Origin of the sequence: Paenibacillus sp. TC-CSREp1, assembly GCF_050171015.1 — a bacterium.
Taxonomy (GTDB): Bacteria; Bacillota; Bacilli; order Paenibacillales; family Paenibacillaceae; genus Paenibacillus; species Paenibacillus silvae.
The window spans coordinates 11,561-35,493 of sequence record NZ_JBNOKM010000007.1 but is presented as its reverse complement, the minus strand read 5'-3'; the positions used below and the strand labels follow the sequence as shown (position 1 = coordinate 35,493).

The 23,933-nt window shown below is 49.3% G+C and carries 19 protein-coding genes; 9 read left to right on the top strand and 10 right to left on the bottom strand.

All coding sequences use genetic code 11. From position 1 onward, the window contains the following. Positions 1 to 101: 101 nt before the first annotated feature. From ACQSGY_RS11975 to allC, 5 genes are all read right to left on the bottom strand, one after another. Positions 102 to 962, bottom strand: coding sequence for a fumarylacetoacetate hydrolase family protein (locus ACQSGY_RS11975; RefSeq protein ID WP_427052053.1), 861 nt, complete (start codon positions 960 to 962; stop codon positions 102 to 104). Further along, a complete protein-coding gene (locus ACQSGY_RS11970; RefSeq protein WP_427052052.1) occupies positions 959 to 2,287 on the bottom strand; it encodes an amidase family protein in 1,329 nt (442 codons plus the stop codon). The genes ACQSGY_RS11975 and ACQSGY_RS11970 overlap by 4 nt, the downstream gene beginning before the upstream one ends. Further along, positions 2,284 to 3,627 carry a uracil/xanthine transporter gene (locus tag ACQSGY_RS11965; RefSeq protein WP_427052051.1) on the bottom strand — a complete coding sequence of 448 codons (1,344 nt, stop codon included), beginning with the start codon at positions 3,625 to 3,627 and terminating at the stop codon, positions 2,284 to 2,286. Before ACQSGY_RS11965 ends, ACQSGY_RS11970 begins: the two co-directional genes overlap by 4 nt. A gap of 776 nt (positions 3,628 to 4,403) precedes the next feature. Next, positions 4,404 to 5,642 carry a pyridoxal-phosphate-dependent aminotransferase family protein gene (locus ACQSGY_RS11960; protein ID WP_427052050.1) on the bottom strand — a complete coding sequence of 413 codons (1,239 nt, stop codon included), beginning with the start codon at positions 5,640 to 5,642 and terminating at the stop codon, positions 4,404 to 4,406. A gap of 26 nt (positions 5,643 to 5,668) precedes the next feature. After that, the gene (gene allC, locus ACQSGY_RS11955) at positions 5,669 to 6,913 is read right to left on the bottom strand and encodes an allantoate deiminase (RefSeq protein WP_427052213.1); all 1,245 of its coding nucleotides are present in this window, start codon (positions 6,911 to 6,913) and stop codon (positions 5,669 to 5,671) included. Positions 6,914 to 7,083: 170 nt separating this feature from the next. On the opposite strand from allC, the gene ACQSGY_RS11950 reads away from it, so the two are divergent. Continuing rightward, on the top strand, positions 7,084 to 8,721 hold the full coding sequence (locus tag ACQSGY_RS11950) for a PucR family transcriptional regulator (protein ID WP_427052049.1): 1,638 nt from the start codon (positions 7,084 to 7,086) through the stop codon (positions 8,719 to 8,721). Positions 8,722 to 8,872: 151 nt separating this feature from the next. Here the strand turns inward: ACQSGY_RS11950 and ACQSGY_RS11945 are convergent, their stop codons facing one another. Beyond that, positions 8,873 to 9,661, bottom strand: coding sequence for an alpha/beta hydrolase (locus ACQSGY_RS11945; protein ID WP_427052048.1), 789 nt, complete (start codon positions 9,659 to 9,661; stop codon positions 8,873 to 8,875). Between the two features lie 160 nt (positions 9,662 to 9,821). Between ACQSGY_RS11945 and ACQSGY_RS11940 the strand changes: the two genes are divergently transcribed. The 3 genes from ACQSGY_RS11940 (at position 9,822) to ACQSGY_RS11930 (ending at position 13,040) form a co-directional block, all read left to right on the top strand. Continuing rightward, complete coding sequence (locus tag ACQSGY_RS11940; protein ID WP_184184855.1) at positions 9,822 to 10,445, top strand: YhbD family protein; 624 nt, start codon at positions 9,822 to 9,824, stop codon at positions 10,443 to 10,445. Between the two features lie 13 nt (positions 10,446 to 10,458). After that, complete coding sequence (locus tag ACQSGY_RS11935) at positions 10,459 to 11,286, top strand: hypothetical protein (protein ID WP_426333545.1); 828 nt, start codon at positions 10,459 to 10,461, stop codon at positions 11,284 to 11,286. A 191-nt stretch (positions 11,287 to 11,477) separates the two neighbouring features. Continuing rightward, complete coding sequence (locus ACQSGY_RS11930; RefSeq protein ID WP_427052212.1) at positions 11,478 to 13,040, top strand: MDR family MFS transporter; 1,563 nt, start codon at positions 11,478 to 11,480, stop codon at positions 13,038 to 13,040. Positions 13,041 to 13,686: 646 nt separating this feature from the next. Here the strand turns inward: ACQSGY_RS11930 and ACQSGY_RS11925 are convergent. Both ACQSGY_RS11925 and ACQSGY_RS11920 read right to left on the bottom strand, forming a co-directional pair. Then, positions 13,687 to 13,836 (bottom strand): hypothetical protein, encoded by a 150-nt coding sequence (locus ACQSGY_RS11925; protein WP_427052047.1) that lies wholly within the window; start codon positions 13,834 to 13,836, stop codon positions 13,687 to 13,689. 185 nt (positions 13,837 to 14,021) lie between these two features. Then, positions 14,022 to 15,455, bottom strand: coding sequence for a VanW family protein (locus tag ACQSGY_RS11920; RefSeq protein ID WP_427052046.1), 1,434 nt, complete (start codon positions 15,453 to 15,455; stop codon positions 14,022 to 14,024). Between the two features lie 253 nt (positions 15,456 to 15,708). Here ACQSGY_RS11920 and ftsE point away from each other — a divergent pair, with 253 nt between their 5' ends. The 5 genes from ftsE to ACQSGY_RS11895 all read left to right on the top strand — a co-directional run bounded on the left by ftsE (position 15,709) and on the right by ACQSGY_RS11895 (position 21,852). Further along, on the top strand, positions 15,709 to 16,395 hold the full coding sequence (gene ftsE, locus ACQSGY_RS11915) for a cell division ATP-binding protein FtsE (protein WP_056693908.1): 687 nt from the start codon (positions 15,709 to 15,711) through the stop codon (positions 16,393 to 16,395). Further along, a complete protein-coding gene (ftsX, locus tag ACQSGY_RS11910; RefSeq protein ID WP_289376719.1) occupies positions 16,385 to 17,302 on the top strand; it encodes a permease-like cell division protein FtsX in 918 nt (305 codons plus the stop codon). Before ftsE ends, ftsX begins: the two co-directional genes overlap by 11 nt. Before the next feature lie 195 nt (positions 17,303 to 17,497). After that, positions 17,498 to 18,778, top strand: coding sequence for a murein hydrolase activator EnvC family protein (locus ACQSGY_RS11905; RefSeq protein WP_427052045.1), 1,281 nt, complete (start codon positions 17,498 to 17,500; stop codon positions 18,776 to 18,778). A gap of 209 nt (positions 18,779 to 18,987) precedes the next feature. Then, positions 18,988 to 20,460 carry a S41 family peptidase gene (locus ACQSGY_RS11900; RefSeq protein ID WP_184184837.1) on the top strand — a complete coding sequence of 491 codons (1,473 nt, stop codon included), beginning with the start codon at positions 18,988 to 18,990 and terminating at the stop codon, positions 20,458 to 20,460. 63 nt (positions 20,461 to 20,523) lie between these two features. Further along, complete coding sequence (locus tag ACQSGY_RS11895; protein WP_427052044.1) at positions 20,524 to 21,852, top strand: PDZ domain-containing protein; 1,329 nt, start codon at positions 20,524 to 20,526, stop codon at positions 21,850 to 21,852. Between the two features lie 57 nt (positions 21,853 to 21,909). Here ACQSGY_RS11895 and ACQSGY_RS11890 read toward each other — a convergent pair whose 3' ends face one another. Both ACQSGY_RS11890 and ACQSGY_RS11885 read right to left on the bottom strand, forming a co-directional pair. After that, positions 21,910 to 22,611, bottom strand: coding sequence for a response regulator transcription factor (locus ACQSGY_RS11890; RefSeq protein ID WP_427052043.1), 702 nt, complete (start codon positions 22,609 to 22,611; stop codon positions 21,910 to 21,912). A 27-nt stretch (positions 22,612 to 22,638) separates the two neighbouring features. Further along, positions 22,639 to 23,856, bottom strand: a complete 1,218-nt coding sequence (locus ACQSGY_RS11885) for a sensor histidine kinase (RefSeq protein ID WP_427052042.1) — start codon at positions 23,854 to 23,856, stop codon at positions 22,639 to 22,641. Positions 23,857 to 23,933 lie beyond the last annotated feature (77 nt).

Below are 23,933 nucleotides of genomic sequence, written 5' to 3'. Positions count from 1 at the left end.
GTTGAATTTGCATGAAAAAATATGACATATGATGTTATTTTAGAGGAGTGGGGGTGTTATAAGCGTAATTTATTGTAAAAGATGCCTGTGAATGTTCGGGTTTAGCCCTCAACCACATTGTTTAGCTGCATGAGTCCTGCAATTTCGCAGCCTGTTGTATCGCCCGGTTGAATAGGGACTGAACCCGGAGTTCCTGTCAAAATGATATCTCCTGCATGCAGTGTCATTACATCGGAGAGGAAAGCGATCAAGTAGGCAGGAGAAAAGATCATGCTGCTAACCGTATTGCTGTGCGCAACAAGCCGATTGTGCACTGTCTTAATCTCAAGAGCCTCCAGATTGCTGTATTCGTCAGGCGTGGAGATGGAGGAGCCAAGGCTCAGGAAGGTATCAAAGCTCTTGGCTCGCTGCATGAATCGCGGGTTGCGTGCGTGAATGTCCTTGGCGGTCATATCAAGAGACGTTGTAAAACCGGCCACGACACTCATGGCCTGCTCTTCCTGAATGTTTTTGCATGTTTGTCCAATGACCAGAGCGAGCTCAGCTTCGGCCGTAACCTGACCTGCTTTGCCCGGCAATCGGATTGATTCCCCGGGACCAATCAATGTCGAATCCGGTTTAATGAAAATCACAGGTTCTTCCTCGGTTGCCCGTCCAGCGAGCTCGATCGCCTTTTCTCGATAGTTCAGGCCAACCCCGATGATTTTTCCTGGTCTGCGATACAGTGCACGATAGGTTGCTTCATTCGCTGGAAGATAAGGCAGAGAGGAGAGTTTCTCCTGACCCTGATTGTCATACCAGTCACGAAGCTCGGTGAACTGGTTGTGCTGCAGTAAGGCGAAAAGTTCAGTGTTCCAGTCTGTGCCTGCTTGATCATTCAGCCAGCTCATCGGGATAACGCCGCGTTCGGTCCAGAAAGCAGCCTGCTCCCGGCCTTCGTGTTCAATCGTTACCAGTTTCATCTGCACACCTCTTCTGTAAAATGCTTGGCTGCCCATTGCAGGAGTCTCAGGTCTGTATGTGTACCGCCAATGAATGATAAGCCAATAGGCAGTCCATCCGGTCGATGGACGGGCACAGTAATCTGAGGCAGGCCGGAAAGCCCGGCAATACAAGAGAGCTGCATCGTTTTGGCGCGGTAAGCTTCGGCTTCGGAACCTTTCAGGCCAAGGAGGGGCGCCGGCCCGGGTGCGGTTGGAATCGCGAGCAATCCTTGTTCTCCCAGCAGATCCACCAGTGTTTGTTTGACACGAGCGCGAAGGTTCGCTTCTTCAGTGCTTGCAGACTGTTCCAGTTGCCCGGCCCATGCGAAGCGTTCTGCGATACCTGGGCCGAATGTGGGCTGCTCCTTGGCAATCCATTCGCCATGTTCTTGCGCAATTTCGAGCCCCTGAAGAACGCGGAAGGCTGCTGACCAGTCTGCCAAGCTTTCGCCGGGTTCTGTTAGCTGTATTGTAGTCGTGTAATCCGGCTGCCAACCCGGAAGCTGATGCAATCTCGAAAGTAGAAGGGAGCGGTCTGCTGCTTCTGGCAAGTTCCACGCTTCTGCCGCGATATAATAGTGGGTGAAGGGTGAAAAATCAAGGTCAGACGGGTGCTGTGCATCGTTTCTGATATCGGTCTGAAGTGCTGCTGCGTCTTCAGGAGCTGCGAGGTTTTCTTTTAACAGGACACGACCTGTCTTGAGTAAAATGTTGACATCCCGGCTCATCCAGCCAACGGTATCAAAGCTGTGGGCAAGCGGGATGAGCCCTTCTGTGGAAACAGTCTCGTGTGTCGGACGAAAGCCATATAGACCACAATAGGAAGATGGGATGCGTATAGAACCGCCGGTATCGGTGCCAATGGCGAAATCAACCAGTCCGGCTGCTGCTGCAACAGCTGAACCGCTGGATGATCCGCCCGGGATTCGATCAGGAGCAACAGGATTGATCGGGGTTCCGTAATGGGCATTTTCCCCGTTCAGGCTGTACATCAACTCGTCCGTCTGAGTTGTACCTTCAAGCGCAGCGCCGCTCTGCAATAAGGCGAGCAGTGCCGGAGCGGTGGATTCTGCCGGAGGATGTGTGCGCAGCCAATCCGGGTTGCCTGCCCCGCTGGTGTTACCCTTGATGTCGAAGACATCCTTCACGGCAAAAGACAGTCCACTGAGCGGGCCGGACTGCATGGCAGGCAGCCTTAATCCGGCATTTACATATGCTCCCCAACGGTCAGACGGGGGAGTGTGCCCTGTTTTATTTGAATGTGGCAGCAAAACCTCGGATTGATTCTCGTCATAAACGCTCATGGTTGTTCTCCTTTCGTATTCATACTTGGATTCAGCATACTCCGGGGAGAGCTGGAGAGAACTTGATTTAATAACAATGCAAGTAATATGCCTACTAATAGCCCGTTGCCAAGCAGGGGGCGTAACAAAGGAGGCAGTGAAACGAAAGCGTCAGATGGCAAGCCCATAACGATAATGCCTGTGAATAACGGTGCGGCTGTCCGATACAGGTTCGCTGCATTCATATGAATGCGTCCGAAATACTGCAGCGAGGAGCCTAACAGTCGCAGGTATGTTACGAACAGTACGGCACTTCCGATACTGAGCGGCAGTGTGGTCAGCACATTGCTGATGGCCGGGACCAGCCCGATCGCTGCGAACAGCAGACCGCCAATGACAAGCGGCATGCGATCACGGATGCGGGTCTGCTGGAGAAATCCGATGGATGAGACATAAGGGGCATAGGGCACCAGCCCCAGCAAACCGGAGATCACCGCAAGTACACCACTTATTGTAAAGGATCGTTTATATTGATGACCAGACGTTTCCCGTTCATATAGCTGATCTGTGCCCTTCAGGGCCCCGAACGTATTCGAGGTGTTAATCAGGCCGGTAATGATGGCAATAGTCACTACACCTGCGTTCAGTCCGTCCGAGGGGGCTCCGAGCGGAAACCAGCCTGTTCCCGCAGTGCCGACGTTTGATGCTTCGTTTGTGCTGCCGAAGATAGAAATGTGCAGTATCCATCCGCCCAAAATGCCAATTAACAAAGCGTACTGTCCGATGGCCGGTCGCGCTTTCACGGACAGGACAACAACAAAGATAGCTACGGCTGCAGCCAGAAGAAAGACGAGCGGCTGGATCACTTTGCCTTCAGCAGATGAAGCTGACGAAATGCCGAGCATGCCTTCGAGAAAAATGATATTCAACCGACAGGCGAGCAGAAACATGAACACAGCCATCACGCCCGGCGTAAACAGCTTCGAAAATGGCTCAGCCAGATTGCATAAACCGATGAGAATTGTGATCGCGCCCGAGATCATTATTCCGACAGCCAGACTGCCTCCCAGCTGGGTTAGTGATATGCCCAGTGAGGGAGCGGCGGCTGCAAGACTCAGAATAACACCCCACCATAACCCTGACTGACCCTCCATGACAGCTCTTTTATGTCCGAATGCTGCCTGGGCAGCGCAGGCCAATCCTGTGAGCACAAATGAGCATTGGATCAGGAATTGAATTTTGTCTTGGGGCAACGAAAATGCAGCTCCAACGGTAATGGGGATAACGACTGTATTGGTAAATAAAAAGAAAAGCCACTGCAGTCCGGCCAGTCCGGAGCGCAGCCAGTGGATATGAACCATGTGTCACCTTCCGTTTAACGCTTCGTTGATAAGTTGAGCGTGTGTAGTTACAGAACATTAACGTACCTCTATAAGAAACCTGAATGTCTGCATATAGAAGCCAGTATATCAAAAATACATATATAAAGATGTCTGTGTATTCAAATGAATATTAAAGATAAAGATCGATTATATCTAAATGGATAAGGAGTTCTGCCCATCTGAATGTAAAGTTAATTGTTGAAACGTCTGCATTGCGAATTCGAGTCAGCAGCCTGCGGGATTACCGAATCCATTTTTCATAGATTCACTGCATCGTTGATTCGCTCCATGATATAAAAGGATTCCGGTAATTCCCGGAATCCTTCTTGCCTGCGCCATTACAAAGTTTATTAGCGGTGCATATAGATTGACTTAATCTTTTACACTGCAATCTCCAACCAGACTGAACTACACTCCCTCTACGTTGCTGATTACGCTAACGATTCCAGGAAACGTTATTTATACGAATTAGACCATCTCAAAATTCTAACGATTTCACGAGACGTTATTTTGCCAAAATGATGCCATTTCCGCCACTTTTGGATGATTTCCAGCGAAATAGCGTTCCTGCGAATCGTTACATTTTCAAATAACTCTTTTTGCACAGAATAAGACTTCTGGGAACCGTTAACGGTTGAGTGAAAAGCTTTGTGCAGGACAGATGCATCGGAAGTATATGGATTCTCCTGGATAACATCTATAGATTAGTTCGACTTAGTTCCTCATCTATAGATATAGCGCCTTAGTGATCATATTTAACATAAGGAATCGGCATGTTCGTAAATGTCCAGAGCTTCCTGCACGCCGCGCCCGATGACAATTGGAGCTTGATTCCGAATAAGCACGGCTTCCAGTGCAGCCAGGACGAAGAGTACATTTTCCTTCCGGCAGCTGTAGCCCATCGTTCCAATTCGCCAGATTTGCCCATGCAATGGGCCGAACGAGCTGGCGATCTCGATGCCAAACTGCTTCAGAAGAGTGGTACGCACAGCCTCGCCATCAACACCTGCCGGAATTTTTACACAGGTTACGACTGGAAGCTTCCATGCCACATCGTTGAATAGCTCGAGTCCCATACCGCGTATGCCGGCCATTAGTGCCTGTTCATGCAGTTTGTGGCGAGCGAAACGTGCTTCGAGTCCTTCCTCAAGCAGGATACGCAGACCTTCGCGCAGTGCATAGAGCATGGAGGTTGCCTCGGTGTGATGATTCAAACGGCGCGGTCCCCAGTAGTCCTGCAGCTGACTGAGATCAAAATAATTGCTGCGGATCGGATGTGCGACATCCCGGCGATCGCTATCCAGTGCAACGCCGCGTTCCACCTTTTTCCGGCTCGTCAGAATACGTTCCACCCGCTCGTTGTAGGTGACCGGCGCCATGCCGGAAGGAACAGAGATGCACTTCTGGGTTCCGCCAATCACCGCATCCAGCTGCCATTCGTCCACTTTGACCGGGGTGCCTCCAATGGAAGCGACGGCGTCCACTACCGTGAGTACACCAAGCTCCCGGCAGGCTGGACCGATCAGGTCTAATGGCTGCATGCAGCCTGTGGATGTTTCGCCGTGCACGATTGCCAGTATTTTCGGCTGAACCCGTTTCACTTCGTCGATCACCGTTTGCTGGTCGAATACTTGTCCCCATGGGCATTCCATCAGATGGAGCTCGGCACCTTGTCTCTCGGCGATTTCGGTCAGCAGATGCCCGAAGCGTCCGAAGATGGGTACAAGCACTTTGTCGCCAGGCTCAATCAGACTGCATAACACGGCTTCCAGGCCTGAACGTGAAGTGCCGTCTACGGGGAAAGCCCATTGGTTTGTTGTTTGGAATGTTTGCCGCAGCATATCCATCGTTTCATTCATCATGCGGGTAAATTCCGGATCAAATTGACCCAAAACAGGGGTGCTCATGGCTCGAAGAACTCTAGGGTCCACCTCAACGGGGCCGGGCGTCATAATCGTTCTCAAAGGTGCATTAATTTCCCGATACTGTGTCATCTCGTAATCGCCTCCTGATTGTTCATTCAATATGCCAGCTTATATAACAGGTCGATGAGCAGGAGCACACCGCGCTGCAAATCTTCCGTGTGGGTAAATTCAGCGGGGGAATGACTGATTCCGCCCCGGCTGGGTACAAACAGCAGAGCTGTCGGACAATAGGTTCCGAAGATCTGTGAGTCGTGTCCTGCGCCGCTGGTCATCCGTTTATAAGAGATTCCCTCGCGCCTCAGGATGTTTTCAGCCGCCTCGTTTAATGTGTGATCCATCGCGACCGGCGGTTCATCCATCCATTTATGATACATGACTCGTGTCCCGTGTTCAGCCGCGATTGTCTCGAATTCACGAAAGCATGTCTCGCAAAATTGCTCAATGGTACCCGCATCACTGTGGCGTACATCCAGACTGAAGGTAACCTCGCGTGCGATAACGTTACCTACATTCGGCTTGACCTCCATATGTCCGACAGTAGCCACAAGTCCGCTCATGTCTGCTTTGGCGCGATGCGTCAAAAGGCGAATCATTTCAGCGGCGGTGAACATCGCATCCTGGCGCCATTGCATAGGTGTTGTTCCCGCGTGATTGCTCTCGCCGTACACCGTAATGTTATAGCGGCGCTGCCCGACGATGTGGCTGACGATCCCGATAGATTTCCCCTCACGTTCAAGCACTTCGCCTTGCTCGATGTGTAATTCGATGAAGCATTCAAGGTCAGTACGCTTGGGGGGCGAATGAAGGCCTGATCCAAACCCTGCATCCCGCATCGCCTGCTCAAGTGATATTCCATTTGCGTCTTTGACGTTATGGATGGTATTCCGATCCTTTACTCCTGTTATATTTCCTGAACCCCAGTACGTCATGGGGAAACGGCTTCCCTCTTCTTCACACAGTGATACAATCTCAATCGGTTTGAGTGGCTGACCGTAATGCGTCAGCAAATATTCTACGGCAAGGAGTGAAGCGACAATTCCGAACGCTCCGTCGTATTTGCCGCCACCTGTAACGGTATCGATATGAGAGCCGGTTAATATAACCTTGGCTTCAGGATCTTTTCCGGCAAGCCGGCCAAATAAATTGCCGACATCGTCGTAACGCGCCGTAAGTCCGAGCTGTTCTATTTTCGCCTGGATTGCCTTCTGAGCTGAACTCCAAGCTTGGTCATAGAGTAAACGGGTTACGCCACCGCTTTGTTCTAATCCGTACGAGGCCAGCCATTCAACCATGTCTTCAATCTGCGCAGATAAGGCAGATGGTTTCAATTGTTTAATCATCAAATGCAATAACCCCCATTCCGGCAGTGCAAGCTTTCCAATTGATGTTATATTAATTGACTTGGCATTGCGTGTAATTAATCGTAAAATAAAAAATAATAGAAATCATTCACGAAAATGTAGAAGAATCATTCAATTCATTGTGTATGTTAACCATAGGGGTGGGGAAGATGAAAATAAATGACCTGCTAAAGCTGCCTATATTCAACGGGACAACCATTGTGGGGGGAGAGCTGGGTTTAAACAGGGAAGTTCATACGGTAAATATGATGGATGCTCCTGATATCATTCCTTATCTGAAAAGGAGTGAATTGTTGATCACAACGGCTTTTCACTTCAAGGATGATCTGCCAGCTTTATTAGAACTGATTCGGGAGATGGGCCGTCAGGAATGCGCGGGACTGGGTATCAAAAGCAAAAGATTTCTGGGGAGCATACCTGAATCAGCCGTTCAGCTGGCAGACGAATTGCATCTGCCTCTTTTGGAGCTGCCCGTGGAGCCTTCGCTTGGGGATATTGTCAATAAGGCGCTTAATCATATTCTCGATGTACAGACGGCACAGCTGCACCATGCTATACAGACGCACAGACAGTTCACGCAGCAGATTATGAGCGGCCAGGGGGTTCCCAAGCTGCTGGATCAGCTGTCCTCCTTGCTGAAATTGCCTGTCATTCTGCTGGGCCCCTATTTGCAGCCTGTCTTTGGTCGCTTGTCACCCCGAACGGCTGTGCAGCTTGAGGAAATTTTATCCGCAGGCATGCGTTTCTACGTGCCGCCTTCCACCTTCTCGGCGTTTTCCTTGTTAGGAGAGAAAGGTGAGACGTTAACGCTGTTTCCTGTTTATACGCATAGACAATTGCACTACCTCTGTATTACAGGTTTTGTGCCGCCCTCTGAACGTTCGAGTATCCTGACCATTGAACAAGCGACCAACGTTATTGCGTTTGAATTAATGAAGGACAATGCCCTGAAGCAGAATCGCCGCCGCATCCAGAATGAATTTTTTTCGAATTTCATTGGGGGTGTATTCTCCAGCAGTGAAGAGATTGCCAGTCGGGGACGGGAGTTTGGGCTGTCTAATGACCAACGATATATTTGTGCAGTCGGCAAGCTGAACAATAAGGATCGAACGACTTCGTTTCTGCAGTACAAGGCGGAGCAGGATCAGATCGCTGAGTATCTTGAAGGAGAAGTGGCTCAGTTTCGTTATCCGATCCATGTATATACCTACGATCAATCCTACATTTTACTGATGCAACTGACCGAGGAATGGAAAGTAATCCGGCCTTTCTTCATTGAGCTGCTGGAACGTCTGCAGAGTAAAATTGCAGCATATTACGAGTCGGACATGTCCTTTGGCTTCAGTAGTTACGCCCAGTCGCTGCCCCAGATTCCTTTGTCCTACAAAGAAGCGAATGAAGCGCTCTATTTCGGAGGCATTACGGGAAAGAAACGTTTTATAGAGCTATACCAGCCCAAGGAAGTGCCGGAAATTCTGCGTCTGATCCCCCAAGAGCATCTGAGGAAATTTTATATGGATACGATGCAGGGCTTTGAAGATGAAACGCTCAAGGACAACAAGATGCTGCTCCATACCCTGTCTGTCTATCTGGAAACGCACTGTCATCTTGCCGAGACGGCAAAAAGGCTGTACATTCATCGCAATACAGTGATTTATCGGTTGGAAAAATGTGAGGAGATTATTGGCCGCAGTCTGAAGGATCCGGAAGAAACGCTGCGCCTTCGGATGGCTTTTCGAATTAAAGCTTTGCTGCCAGAAGAGGGGAAATCGGATTGGTTAACATAGTGGAAATATACAGATTCGGATAAAAAAACAGGCCGGGAAGAGCTGCCTCCAAGGATCGTCATCGTCAAGAACGACATGACACTAACTCATGGAATACAGCTTGATCCCAGGCCTGTTTTGTTGAATCTTAAGTCGGGGCTGTAACGGTTCTTCAGCCCTGTTTAGGCAGCGGCAGCCACTTCAATACATCCTGAATTTTCATATCCCAATATCCCCATTCATGCTCGCCCGGCTCTTCCTCATACGTTAACTCGAAATCGGTCTCTGCGCAGGCTTTGCGGAATGTCTGATTCTCTTCATATAAAAAGTCCTCTGTTCCGCAGCATTGATATAGGAGAGGACGTGAGCCCTGACTGTTTTTGCTTTCCTTGAGCAGATGAATCAGATCGTTATCCGAACCGGCAAATTCGGGTCCAAAGATACGTAACAGCTCGGCCCGCTGTAAGGCCGAAGGTACTTCGTTGTTCATATGAGCAGCCATGTCCAGAGCGCCTGAGAGGCTTGCGGCAGCAGCATATTGATCCGGTTTGCGAAGAGCCAGCTTGAATGCCCCGTACCCGCCCATCGACAGTCCTGCAACAAAGTTATCTTCTCTTTGAGGAGATAGCGGGAAGAACGAGCGGGCAAGTGCGGGCAATTCCTCGCTGATGAAGGTCCAGTACCGTCCTCCCTCGGCCATATCGGTGTAGAAGCTGCGGTGAACCTGAGGCATAACGACAGCAATGCCAAGAGAGGCAACATAACGTTCGATCGACGTGCGGCGAAGCCAGATGGAGTCGTCATCAGACAGACCGTGAAGCAAATACAGGGTAGGGTGCAGACCAGAACCGGTGACATTGTGCATGCCGATCTGACTATGGGTTTGCTGAGGCAGAATCACATGCATACTGGTGCTTAGTCCGAGCGTGTCCGAATAAAATTCACATTTGATGAGTGCCATTAAAAAGTAACCCCTTTCATTATTGAAGATTAGCCTGTAATCAAAGGTTATAACTAAAATATAGCGAACGCAATGACATTTTCGAAAACGCATTCAATCATTTTGTTTTACAACGTAACAATGTTTTGTTACACTATTTTTGTGAAAAGGGGGTCCGGATATGACGGATGATTTGATCTCCAAAAAAGAACTGCTTGATCTGACAGGCATTTCATATGGTCAATTGTATCGCTGGAAACGGAAAAACCTCATTCCCGAGGAATGGTTTATTCGGAAGTCTTCGTTTACGGGACAAGAAACGTTCTTTCCGAAACAACAGATTTTACAGCGAATTGACAAGATCATTCATATGAAAGACGGATTATCGCTGGATGAACTGGCTGATGTATTCTCGCCAACACTCGGTGAGGTGGAGATGTCTGACCAGCAGCTGCTGGATCGAAACATTGTTTCATTATCTGCACTGGATTTGTTAAACGAAACCGGAAGGCAGCAGTCATTATATGGCCTGGAACAGATTATGATGCTGTATGTGCTGGAGAAGCTGCTGCTCAGCGGAGACATTACCCAGCAGGAAGGCATGTTGCTGATTGATGTGATGTCTGAACATTACTATCGCTTCCGTGACCGTGCGAGCGAACTGCTGCTGATTCGCAAGATGGGCGTACCTGCCTTCATGCTGGTGGGCGCGGGAGCAGAGCTTTATTTTGATCAAGGCGTAAAAGTGGTACTGCGCATTCCGCTGGCATCATTTATGGAAGAATTGAAACTTAAATTGGGCTGAGGGGGAGTTATGCATGGAAGAACGTCATTTGAGAAACGATCTGAACGTTACAGGATCACGGAAAACGACCGGGGGGAGTTATCACCGGGTTAATATTGACGGTATGGCCAAACTCGATGGAGACCTGGATTGTTTCTCCTTGAGCGTTAACGGAACTTTGAAAATCTATGGTTCCCTAACCTCCGAAAGCACAACGGTTAACGGAATGGCCAAGGTGGAGGGGGCAATGCGCACTCAGTCCCTTGATGTGAATGGAACGCTTGGGGTTCACGGCCCGGCTCGTGCTGAACATACTACGGTTAACGGAATGTGTACGATCAATGGTGCACTGGACAGCTCCCGAGTCCGGATCGATGGCATGACCACGATTAATGGTGACCTGTCTACGCCTGAATTAACGGTGAACGGAAAATGTAATGTACGCGGCAGAGTGGATGGTGAACGCATCGATATTGGCGGTATGGCAACAATTGATGGAGATGTTCAGGGTGAAGTAATCAGCGTTCAAGGCAATATCAAGGTAGGCGGGTTGCTTAATGCAGACAGTGTGCAGATTCGTTTATATACGTCTTCTTCCGCGAGAGAAGTAGGCGGGGAGCGTATCGATATTCGGCGCAAGGAACGGAGCGGCTTCTGGAAAGCACTTGGGTTGGGTGGTGCACCTTCCTTCCGGGCGCAGCTCATCGAAGGGGATGAAATTGTGCTCGAGGATACCGAAGCAGATACGGTTCGGGGTACCCGAGTTCATATCGGGCGCGGCTGTAATATTCGCATCGTAGAGTATTCTGGCGAGCTTTCGGTTGATCCTGAAGCAAAGGTAGGACACAGCCAGCTAATCTAGATGCTGCTCTGCTAGAGGTTGAGGGCAGACTGCTAGATTTAAATGGCGATATATCTGGCAACGAGTTATCCTCCACAGGTAGAAGGTTTTACCACAAAGCAATCGGTCCTTGGACTGATTGCTTGCTGTTGCTTTTCGGATATACTAATGCAGTCATATGATATAGAACGGGAATGGAGAGATTAACAACAATGGCTGCACGTAATAATAAAATTGGATTTGTGCTGGCAGGGCTGCTGCTCAGCATATTGATGGCCTCAATGGATAATACCATTGTAGCTACGGCGATGGGGGATATCGTCGGCAAGCTCGGCGGACTAGACAAGTTTGTATGGGTAACCTCTGCTTATATGGTAGCGGAGATGGCGGGTATGCCCATCTTTGGCAAGCTGTCCGATATGTATGGACGCAAGAAGTTTTTTGTATTTGGAATTATCGTATTTATGCTGGGTTCGGCTTTATGCGGAACAGCGACATCCATCGTGGAACTGACGATGTACAGAGCGATTCAGGGGATTGGTGCAGGAGCACTGGTGCCGATTGCTTTTACCATTATGTTTGATGTGGTGGCACCGGAAGCCCGGGGCAAGCTGGGTGGATTGTTTGGTGCGGTATTTGGACTTTCGAGCGTGTTTGGACCGCTGCTTGGGGCATATATTACAGAATATGCAACCTGGGAATGGGTCTTCTACATTAACCTTCCGCTTGGCTTGGTGGCGTTCCTGTTTATCGCATTTTTCTATAAGGAATCCCATCAGCACCAGTCGCAGCAGATTGACTGGATGGGTGCTGTGACATTGATCGGTGCGGTGGTCTGCCTGATCTTCGGACTGGAGCTGGGCGGCAAAACATATGCCTGGGACTCCCCGCAGATCCTAGGGTTATTCGCCGGATTCGTCGTGCTGGCACTGCTCTTCCTGTATGCAGAGAGCAAAGCGAAGGAGCCGATTATTTCGTTCAGCATGTTCCGCAAGCGCGTATACTGGTCAAGCAATGTTATTGCGATGTTTAGCGGGGCTGCATTTATTACGGCATCGGTGTATATCCCTATATTCATCCAGGGTGTACTCGGCGGCAAAGCGACCAACTCGGGACTTGTTCTGCTGCCGATGATGCTGGGTTCTGTAGTGACGGCTTCCATGGGCGGTGTGCTTATGACCAAAACCAAGTATCGCAACATTATGATTCCTACATTGGCACTGTTGGTTCTGGGTCTGGGCCTGCTGACTACATTGGACGAGGATTCCTCCTTATGGACCATTCGGGTGTACATGGTTATGATTGGTCTGGGTGTCGGTTCTTCGTTCTCCGTGCTGAGCAATGCAGCGATGAATGCATTTGAGCCGCGTAGAAGAGGAGCGGCCAGCTCTACGCTGAATTTCCTGCGTTCACTCGGGATGACGATGGGCATTACGATTTTTGGAATTGTGCAGAGCCAGGTGTTCACGCGTAAAATGACGGACAGCATGGCTGGTGCGACCGGAGAAGCTGGCGCATCAGCTGGAGCGCCTGCTGGCGGTCTGCCTGCCGGAATGGATCTGACGGACCCACACGCTCTGTTATCACCAGAACTAAGGCAAGGAATTCCTGCGCAGGTTCTGGAGGCAATTACTCACGCGTTGTCATCCTCCATTGTGCAGCTGTTTGCATGGGCTGTAATTCCTGCGGCACTTGCGCTGCTTGCTTCGTTCTTCATGGGCAACGAGAAGATGGTTGTGGGCGAAGAGCAGCATGAGTATACAGCCGGGCATTAAAGCAAGGAATTAGACGGAGTCATTTCAAGCTTTACTAGGGCGTGTCTTGAAACCCACTGAAGTGCATCTTTTACCGTCTTTTCGCCCCCTGCTGCGTACCCTTCCGTTGATGTGTTCCGGCATGCCTGCGGGAAACTTCATGGCTTGGAACGAAAATTCAACAACTTCAGCTTTTTCAGACACACACCAGTCTCTTTACTTTTAATTTTTGGAAATGTATCACGAATTAAAATAGATCCTGAAAAGACTCATTCTCATTAACTCCGAAAAAGACACCTTCTCATGTATGCTGTAATGTGCATGAGAAGGTGTCTTTTTTTGAATGTATACCTGATGTAGCTACGTGTTGGAATGGTTTTTGCTGTGAGCTGGATGGGTGATGGGCATGGTTGTAGTAGTAACTCGCGGTAACCTTCTACTGCACACGATTTAATCAGACTCTAACCAGATTTGAACTAAACTCCGTATAGGCTGACCACCCTCGTCATGAAGCAGGGCACTGCATGCTGGGAGCTGCACGCAGTGCGGTTGCTGACCTCGCCGCTAACGATTCCAGGAAACGTTATTTACACGAATTAGACCCTCCTGAAATTCTAACGATTTCACGAGACGCTATTTCCCTAAAATGATGCCGTTTCCACCACTTTTACATGATTTCCAGCGAAATAGCGTTCCTAGGAATCGTTACATTTTCAAACGACCCATTTTGCACGGAATAAGGCTTCTGGGAATCGTTAGCGGCCTGAGCGATCATCTCACCTGATATCGGCTGGCTTGGGGGAAAGTTCACATCCATTTGGCCGCTTTTCCTCCGAATTGGCTGACAACCAACGAACCCAGCTCGCCCTCGTTTATAATTCGACCTCCTATATAAATTTAACTTTTCATTTATACAAACACGGAGAGGAAAGCGACAGGAGTTATTTAACCTCGGAGTGCCAAGTGTAAAGTTCTCTCGTTCTACTTGTTGTATGCCTAAGTTTAAGGCTGATTACTTTCACGAATGCCGTCCTCCACTATAGATGGCTGTTTCGGATCAGGCATGCTGATGTGACCTGAGCGTGCGATCAGTCGGCTCTGTGCCTTGTAAGTGTCACGTGAGATCGTTTTGGACTCGACCACTTTGCCATCTACTTTTTTGATGCGAACCGTCTCGACGATATAACCAGGCTGTCCATTCTGAAGCACCTGCTGGGCCCCATCGGGCAGCACGTTGCTGGATACATATTTTACGGGCACGCTCAGCGTTTCAATGGTACGGGACTCCAGCGCATAGCTGACATTCTCGGGAAATGTGCCAAAAAACTTCACAACCATGCGCCCGCCCTGCACCTTCGCTTGAATCAATAATGATTTTTCAGTGTTGTTTTTGAAACGGAAATTAATTGCTCCTGACGCAAAGGTGGCGTCGAGTCCCTTCGGAATATATTTAACCGGCAGCGAATGATTGCGTCTCTCTACAATATCCAGCCCTGTCAGCAGGGCAGCGTTATATACGGTGCTGGAAACCTGGCAGATCCCCCCGCCGATTCCCGGTGTAAGTCGTCCATTGACGATGACCGGAGCCTCCCGAAAGCCATATTCCTTCTCCGCTTTACGAATGACTTTCTCATAATCAAACACACCTCCGGGCGGCAAAATCATGCCGTTAATCGCTTGAGCCGCAGCGCTGACATTATGTACCCGCCCTGTACTGCTGTTGCCCAGACTCGTGGAGAATTGAATGATTTTGCGGTCGATGCCTTCCTGCTTCAATGAGTTAATCGTAACCTCGGGTTTCAGGAGGTATAAGGGTAAAGGAATGCGAATGGGATCTGGCTTTGCACCTTCATGTATATCGCTTAGTTTCCGGTGCAGCTTCGTCTGCAAAAGGGTGGAGAGGGTTTTCCAATCAATCCGGTGTACGCTTTTCTCCGGAATGTACTGTACTTGATCATTTGCGGTTATGCGGCGCACGGCTTCCGTCGGGGTACCGAAGGTTTCTTTTTCCCAGGCAGGGCTAAGCAGTTGCTTGAATGTTGGTTCGTTATAGGTCATATCCAAAGGGAAGGTTTCGGGAAACTGATACCTTGCGTATGCGCGCTCCCACAGGTTGCCCTCCTCCAGCTCTTTTAGAGCATTTGCGAAGCTGTTTGCGTGGTAGCTCACCCCTAATTCACCTGCGGTATGTGCCATTGTGATCGGGCTTGGCTCAGCGATCTCAAGAGTAACAGGCCAGTCTTGCAATTGCTGGATGCGTATGCGCAGCTCTGTCAGCACTTCCTTTCGTGGTTTGCCATCCATTTCCCAGCCGCCGACCTTCACACCTTTGGGCAAATTGGGCTGATTCACGTACATATAGAGCAATCCATAGGACGCGGAGCCGATCAAGAGCAGGGAGAACAGGACGATGACCGTAACATGAATTTTTTTCATAACCGAACGCTCCTTTTGGCTTCTGTTGTTTCGGAATTCGTAACATTATCTATCTATATGATCCAGGGGTGGAAAACTTTCGGGTACTCAATAGGTAACAAATTTGTTACAATAAACTTCATATGAATCCATGCTTCACCAGCATAAGAGGGGAACCGTGGATTTTTCCTGATGAATTTCAGGTCTTTTTAAAGGAAATGCCGGGATTGTGTCGAAATCATAATGGCTAACTATGTGAGCAGGAAGTGATGATGTGATAGAAATGCAGGACGTGTGGAAGACCTATGCCAACGGGACCCACGCATTACAAGGGGTGTCGGTGAAGATCGACCGCAATGAATTTGTCTATATCGTGGGTCCATCCGGTGCAGGCAAATCGACATTTATGAAGCTGATGTACAGAGAAGAAGTGCCGACCAAAGGGCAAATATCCATTAACGGATTTAATATTGGCAAGTTAAAACCACGAAAAATACCTTACGTGCGCCGCAACATCGGCGTAGTGTTCCAGGATTTCCGTTTGCTGCCGAAGATGACCGCTTTTGAAAATGTTGCTTTTGCGATGGAGGTTATTGAAGCACCCAAGCGTCATATCAAGAAACGGGTCATGGAAGTGCTCGATCTTGTAGGCTTGCGAAGCAAGGCTAATCGTGAGCCTTCACAGCTTTCCGGCGGAGAGCAGCAGCGGATTGCCATCGCACGTGCGATTGTCAACAATCCTTCGGTTATTATTGCGGACGAGCCTACAGGGAATCTGGACCCGGAGACGTCATGGGGCATTATGCAGCTACTGGACGAGATCAATTTCCGGGGAACGACAATTGTGATGGCTACGCACAACAAGGACATTGTTAATACGATGCGTAAACGGGTTATCGCCATTGAACGCGGACAGATTGTACGGGATCAGATGAGAGGGGAGTACGGTTATGAATTTTAGTACTCTCTTGCGGCATCTGCGGGAGGGCTTCAAGAACGTATTCCGCAATGGCTGGATGTCAGTGGCATCCGTCATGTCGATCATCGTCTCTCTGTTTATTCTTGGCGTGTTTATGCTGCTGGTGCTCAACGTGAACTCCATGGCGAATCAGGTAGATAGTCAGGTGGAGATCAGTACGTTTCTGGAGCTGAATGTGGACGAGAACCTGCGTAATACGCTGCAGCAGGAGATCAGCGCGATGCCTGAGGTCAGCGAGATTCGTTTTGTTTCCAAGGAGGAAGGGCTCAAGGAGTTCCGCGAACGTCTTGGATCAAGCGCAGATAATGTATTAAGCGGCTTTGATGTGGATAACAATCCACTGCCGGATACGATTGAAGTGAAAGTGATTGAGCCGGAGACGGTCACATTTGTAGCACAGAAGATTGAAGCATTGAACGAGAAGCACCCGGAGAAGCCGATTATGAAAGTAAACTACGGCAAGGAAACGGTTGAAGTGCTGTTCAAATTTACGAAGCTTGTTCGGAACATCGGATTTATTTTTGTCGGGGGACTGGGTCTCATGTCCATGTTCCTGATCTCGAATACGATTCGCGTAACGATTCTCGCACGCCGCCGGGAGATTGGCATTATGAAGCTGGTGGGTGCAACCAACACCTTTATTCGCTGGCCTTTCTTTATTGAAGGGGCATTGATTGGACTTATCGGTTCAATTGTTACAGTGGGTGTGCTCTTCTTCGGATACAGCCGCCTGATGGCGACTATTGGTCAGGATGTCTTTATGCAGATGCTTAATCTGGTTCCGCTCAGTGAGATTTGGCCGCTGATGGGAACGCTTCTGATCGGGCTTGGTGTATTGGTTGGTATTCTGGGCAGTACGCTGTCCATCCGCAAGTCGCTCAAAGTGTAAGCTACATTGCGCAGCAAATGTCGAAAAAGAATAGCAGAACAGGTTCATTATTGGGCGCTGTTTGACGATATGTAGAAAAGACGCAACGTTCAAAAGGTTCAAAGCAACATGCAATGAAAGAAAGCAAAGGAACATGCTGTTCACCATCTGTGCAGATTGCTTTCTTGTGAATTCATAGGATGGGGGATTATCATTTTGAAAAAAACCGCTTCGCTGCTGGCCTTTATGTTACTGGCCGGTATGACGTTTCAACCTTCTGACGGATATGCCAAGAACAGCATCAGCGATATTGATCAGCAGATTCAGCAGCTGGAGAGCAAGGCAGCAACTGCCAAGCAGGAGCAGAAGAAAGCTGCTGCCAACAAAAAGGAAGCACAGCATTATAAGAATAAAACCAATGCGTATCTGAAGGTCGTATTGGAGCAGATCAATGTCGTTAGTGATGAGCTGGCGAGTGTATCGCTGCAGATTGAAAACACGGAGGAGGACCTTCGTACAACGAAAAAAGATCTGCAGGCCGCGGAAGAGCGCATTGTGGCAAGAGAAAAGCTGCTGGAATCACGTGTACGCCTGATGTATACAGACGGTGCGGTATCCTATCTGGATGTCCTGTTGTCCTCCACCAGCTTCACTGACTTTCTGACCCGTGCTGATTCACTCAAAACGATTGTAGATCAGGATCAGCATTTGCTGGACGAGCACAAAGCAGACAAGCAGCTGGTTGTGGAGAAAAAGGCAGACCTGGACCGGCAGTATGCCGAAGCCAAAAGTCTTTATGCCCAAAAGAAGCAGCGGAAGTCACAGCTGAACGAGAAAGAGAAGGAAAAGCAGGTGCTTCTGGCTTCATATGATGCTAAAATTGAAGCATCCGAAGAGTTGACACAAGAGCAGGAAGATGTGTTGATGCAAATTGCCAGCAAGCGCTCAGCTCTGCTGCAGGAGAAAAATAAATTGCGTGAGCAGCAAGCTGCTGCAGCGGCTAAAGCTCGGGCTGAAGCTGCGGCAAGAGCCAAAGCAGCGGCGAAGACGCCGACCCGTGTAAGCACAAGCAGCGACAGTGCAGTGACCTATTCCACAGGCAGCGGCATCTTCGCAAAACCAGTATCTGGCGGACGTATATCTTCGCCATTTGGCCCTCGGGTTCACCCGATTACGGGAGAAGTCGGTAAATTGCATGCGGGTGTCGATTTCGCTGTTCCACAGGGGACATCAGTTCATGCTGCGGCAGGCGGGATTGTTATTATGGCTGAATGGTATAGCGGATATGGATATGCGGTTATCATTGACCATGGTAGCGGACTGTGGACATTATACGGACACTTGCGTGAGGGCGGTCTGAAGGTCAGCAAAGGGGATACAGTAAATAAAGGGGATGTTATTGCCGAGTCTGGTAATACAGGCAACTCTACCGGGCCACACTTGCACTTTGAAGTGCGTGATAATGGAACGGCTGTGAACCCGATGAATTATCTGTAGAATGGTCACATTGATGACTGTATAAACGTTAAATCATTGACGACTGCATTCATGTTGAACTCTTTGATAAAGTGCATAAAATTTTTAATACCCGAATGGAAAAAACATAATCCGTACAAGCTAGACATATACTAAGCTGGCATGTTCAGGGAATGATTCGGATCGTGCGAATCAGAGGAGCTTCAAAACTAAAGGCGGTGACAAACGGGATGATGAAAAAAAGATCGGCACTGCTGTTCGTTATACTGGGTCTGCTTGGCGGAAGTCTCTTGACGCTGGTGTTAATGACTTACCCGGGGATTACAAGTCAGGCTGCACCAGGCGAAGGACTTCTGGCAAGTGTTACCGGAAGTTCGCAGCAGAAGAACGATATGAAGAAGATTGAAACCGCGATGGATTTGATCTCCAGAAACTATTATAAAGAAGTGGATCGTACCAAGCTGATTGATGGTGCGATCAATGGTATGATGGAATCACTTGGTGACCCGTATTCCAACTACATGGCCCAGGAAACGGCGGCCCAATTCGAAGAGTCGATCGAAGGTTCATTTACAGGCATCGGCGCAGAGGTTTCCTCGAAGGATGGTTATGTTGTTGTCGTATCCCCGATCAAAGGTTCACCGGCCGAAAAAGCGGGTATTCGTGCGAAGGACATCATTTTGTCTGTTAACGGGGAATCTCTTCAAGGGCTTGAATTGAACAAAGCCGTTAACAAGATCAGAGGCCCTAAAGGCAGTGAAGCCAAAGTACAGGTGAAACGTGCCGGGTCCACAGAGCCGATTGAATTCACGATTGTACGTGATGATATTGATCTGGAAACCGTCTATGCACATATGGAGGACGGCGGTATTGGTGTCATTAACATCACCCAGTTTTCAATGAATACAGGCGAGCGCTTCAAGGAAGAGCTGGCCAAGCTGGAGAAGCAGAACATGAAAGGCCTGATTATTGATGTACGGAATGACCCGGGCGGCGTGCTGCAAGTCGTTATTGATATTGCGGAGCAGTTTGTACCAAAGGGCAAAGTCATCGTTCAGGTTGAAGATAAAAATGGCAAGAAGGAACAAAGCAAGTCGAATGGATCAGCCAAACCGTATCCAATTACGGTACTGATGAATAAGGGCAGCGCGAGTGCATCCGAGATTCTGGCAGGAGCTCTGCAGCAGTCGGCAGGTGCTACGCTGGTGGGTGAGAACTCGTTTGGTAAAGGAACCGTACAGACCAGCTACGATAAACAAATGGGTGACGGCAGCTTGCTGAAAATTACCATTGCCAAGTGGCTGACGCCTAACGGAGACTGGATTCATGAAAAAGGCATTAAACCGGATATTGCCGTAAATCAGCCGGACTATTTCTCGGTTGCTCCGATTAATAAAGAGAAGCTGCCGCTGAAATATGACAGCAATAGCACGGATGTGAAAAGCGCGCAGACGATGCTGAGAGGACTTGACTTCAAGCCGGATCGTGTAGACGGATATTACGATCAGAAGACGGAAGAAGCAGTCAAGGCATTCCAGAAGAAAAAAGGCATTCAGGTTACAGGTCAGATTGATGAAAAAACGGCTGAGTCCCTGGAAGCATCTCTGATCGAACGGATTGCTAATCCTCAATATGATGCACAGCTGAAGCGCGCGATCGAAAATGTCTCGAAGGATATTTCGTCCGCTGTGTCGAAGCCATAGAGAAGGCTGAATTTCAGCCTTCTTTTTTTCTGAACCGGCTGAAGGAGAGGAGTGAACGCCACAATGGAATGGGTATGGCCGTGGTTAAATGCTTTAGGGGAAGCATTGTTACAGTTGTTGATTCAGCCGTTTTATTATATCGCAATCATTCTGATTGCCTTGATGTACCATCGTCAGCTGCTCCAGGAGCGTAAACTGTTCCTTGTTCGTATGCAGAGCTCGATTACACAGACGATTCGAGCTGTACTTGGAGGTATTGTCATTGGCGCCGCGGTATCCATCGTATTTCTGTTCCTCGGCGCTCACCTGACCTTGGGCAGTCTGATCAGCATATGGGTTGCAGCGTTAGTATTAGCTCTTATTCGTATACGTTACCTGTGCTTTGCATATGCAGTAGGCGCGCTTGGTATACTTCAATTTGCATTCAATATAGCTTCCGGCTGGCAGCCTTCCGGTATGCTTGGACAGGCTGTAGAGACTGTGCGTGGACTGGACATGCCTGCGCTGCTTGTACTGGCTGCGTTATTGCACATTGGCGAAGCGGCATTCGCACGCATGCAGGGAGTGTCTATGGCTTCCCCGTTTCTGATGGAGGGCAAACGAGGCAAATTGGTAGGCGGATATCAGATGCAGCTTTTCTGGGCACTCCCGCTGCTCATCCTTGTTCCCACCAATGGAGGCGGTGCATCCCTTCCGTGGACTCCGCTGTTTCAAGCGGGGCAAGGTTACACGTTGATTGCACTTCCCATCCTGCTAGGACTGAGTGACAACACACAAAGCATGCTGCCAGGACGTAAAATGAAGCTTACAGCAAAGCGTTTGTTGTTATACAGCATGACCTTGCTCGTGTTCAGTTTGCTTGCCGTGTGGTGGCCACCGTTGACCGTAGTTGCTGCGCTGGTGGCATTTGCCGGGCATGAGCTTCTGGTATGGTACAGCGCGCTGGAGGAGCAGCATCTCAGTCCGGCATTTGTGCACCCACAGCATGGACTCAAGGTTCTGAGTGTAATCCCGAACAGTCCGGCCGCTGAACTTGGCATCGAAGCAGGGGAGACGCTGTACAAGGTGAATGGCATGCTTGTTCATTCACCGGAAGAGCTGCACCGGGCCTTGCGTATGAATTCGGCCTTCTGCAAGCTGGAGGTACGGAACCATCAAGGAGAGAGCAAATTTATGCAGCGCGCCATCTACGAAGGCGAGCATCACCAGCTTGGAGTCGTTATGGCACCGGATAATCATGAGGCCTGGGCCGTGCAGCCGCGTCCAGTGACGCTGCTTCAGGTATTGACGCTCAAGCTGTTCACACGCCGGAAAGAGCGGCGTATGGATGAGGCTCCTCTTGCCCTGCCACCAGCTCCTGTAGTGAGCGACAAAGGTTCTGTTGAAATGTAATCAAAAAGGCAGCTCCCCTCGCCAATCCTGGCGGAGGGAGCTGCCTTTTTGATTTGGCTATTTTTTTAACATAAAAATGGCGATTTGAGTGCGATCACGCAGGTGCAGCTTGCCGAGAATGTCTGTAACGTAGTTTTTGACAGTGCCTTCGCTGAGGAACAGTTTGGCGGCAATTTCTTTGTTGGATAGCCCCTCGGATATTGCTTCAGCAACAGACAGCTCTGCCCGAGTAAGACCATAGGTTTCGAGAGGTTCTTGGGCGGGTGGAGAAGCCGGTGCACGGAGGAGTCCTGCAAGTTTGCGAGCAATATCGGGATGAATCAGCATGTCCCCTCGGTATACCGCTGCGATCCCTTGAATGATACGGGCAGGAGGTACATTTTTCAGCAAATATCCGCTTGCTCCGTTCTGCAAAGCCTGAATAATATATTCATCATCATCAAAGGTTGTCAGCATCAGCACCTGAACGTCGGGAAAACGGGATTTGATCAGACGTGTGCCTTCGACGCCATCACATTCGGGCATTCGAATATCCATGAGTACAACATCTACGGGCGTTCCTGACTCAAATAGATCAAGTGCTTCCTTCCCGTTGGAGGCGGTGCCTGTGATGTGAATGCTTGCATCCAGACCGAGTACAACCTTCAGGCTCTCCCGGATAAAGTAATCATCGTCCACCAGCAGCACCTGAATACGAGAAGAGGCATCAGGTGGCAGCTTCTTGCTGTCAACGTTCTTTTCTTGCTCTGGCTCAGACATAAGTGTGCTCCCTTCTAAGTTCCTTGGTTAGAGTAGCTTCATTTGATTTGAAACAGGGATGCGTGTGATTACAGTATACGGATAGCCGGCTTGAATCTCCATGGTGCCTCCCATGAACTGTGTACGCTGACGCATGCCTTCGTGTCCAAGACCTGTACTGGTGGAGCCCTCTGCATGTAGAAGCGAGAGCGTGCTGCCATCATTACTGATCATCATCGTGACCTCATGTGGTTCGAATACCAGTGTTAACGTAATCTCATTGGCTTTTCCGTGCCTGAGTGCATTCGTTATCGCTTCTCTGGCATTTTTGTACAGCACAATCTGTGTGCTCGGATAGAGGGGGTAAGCCCGACCATGAATCTCGTAATTGGTTTTAATACCGGTGTCCCGGCCAATCTCCTCTAGCAAACGATCTAACGCGTAGGCATCCGAAGGATGTGAATCGGGCTTGAGTTTCAGCAGCGTATTACGCATATCATCCATGCTGGCCGTTAATTGATCCCGAATCTGCTCAACCATGACAAGGCCTTGCGCTGGATGCAGGGGCAGTGTGAGCAGGGCAGCTTCGGACATCATCTTGGTACGGATCAGGCGATGACCTATATCGTCATGCAGCTGTCTGGATATGCGGGTGCGTTCTTCGAGTTGGGCTGCATCCTCGAGTTGTTTGGAAAACAGCAGTAATTGCGCGCGTGCCTCCTGCAGCTCATAGTGTTTATTCCGCAGTTCGTCATACACATGCTCCAGTTGCCCTCTGCTCGCGGCTGTTCTGGCTCCCTGCCAGCACAGCGCAGTGGTCATGATCAGGAGCAAATTCACAGCAAGACTCACCTGTGTTGATTCCGAGAACCAGTCCCAAGTCTGAAGCTCCGCAGCGTTCCACATTAGCCCTGTTGAAGATGAATAATGCCCATATAACGCAAGATTAATGGCAGTTACCTGTATGGTTAACATTATCCATCGCATAGAACCATTGAGTCGGTACATGTATACATAGAGCGTTGATAAGCCGGTGGATAACATGAAAGGGCCGTATAAAGCAATCAGATAACAGCCCCACAATATTTCTGCCAGAAATAAAAGCGCCTGCGATGCACCTGAACGAGTGAAACGGTGGGCAACAGCCAGTCCTACAGCAATGAGAATATAGAAGGTATACAGCGTCTCGCTTTCTACGGGCAGCATCAGACTGTACAACACAGCGGGCACAAGTAATAAACCATATTGCAGAAACCGCATCGGCATATGTAGTGGACATCCTTTGTATGATAATAGGATTGAAAGTGAACAAAGCAGATCTTAGTAAAAAAATAAAAATCAAT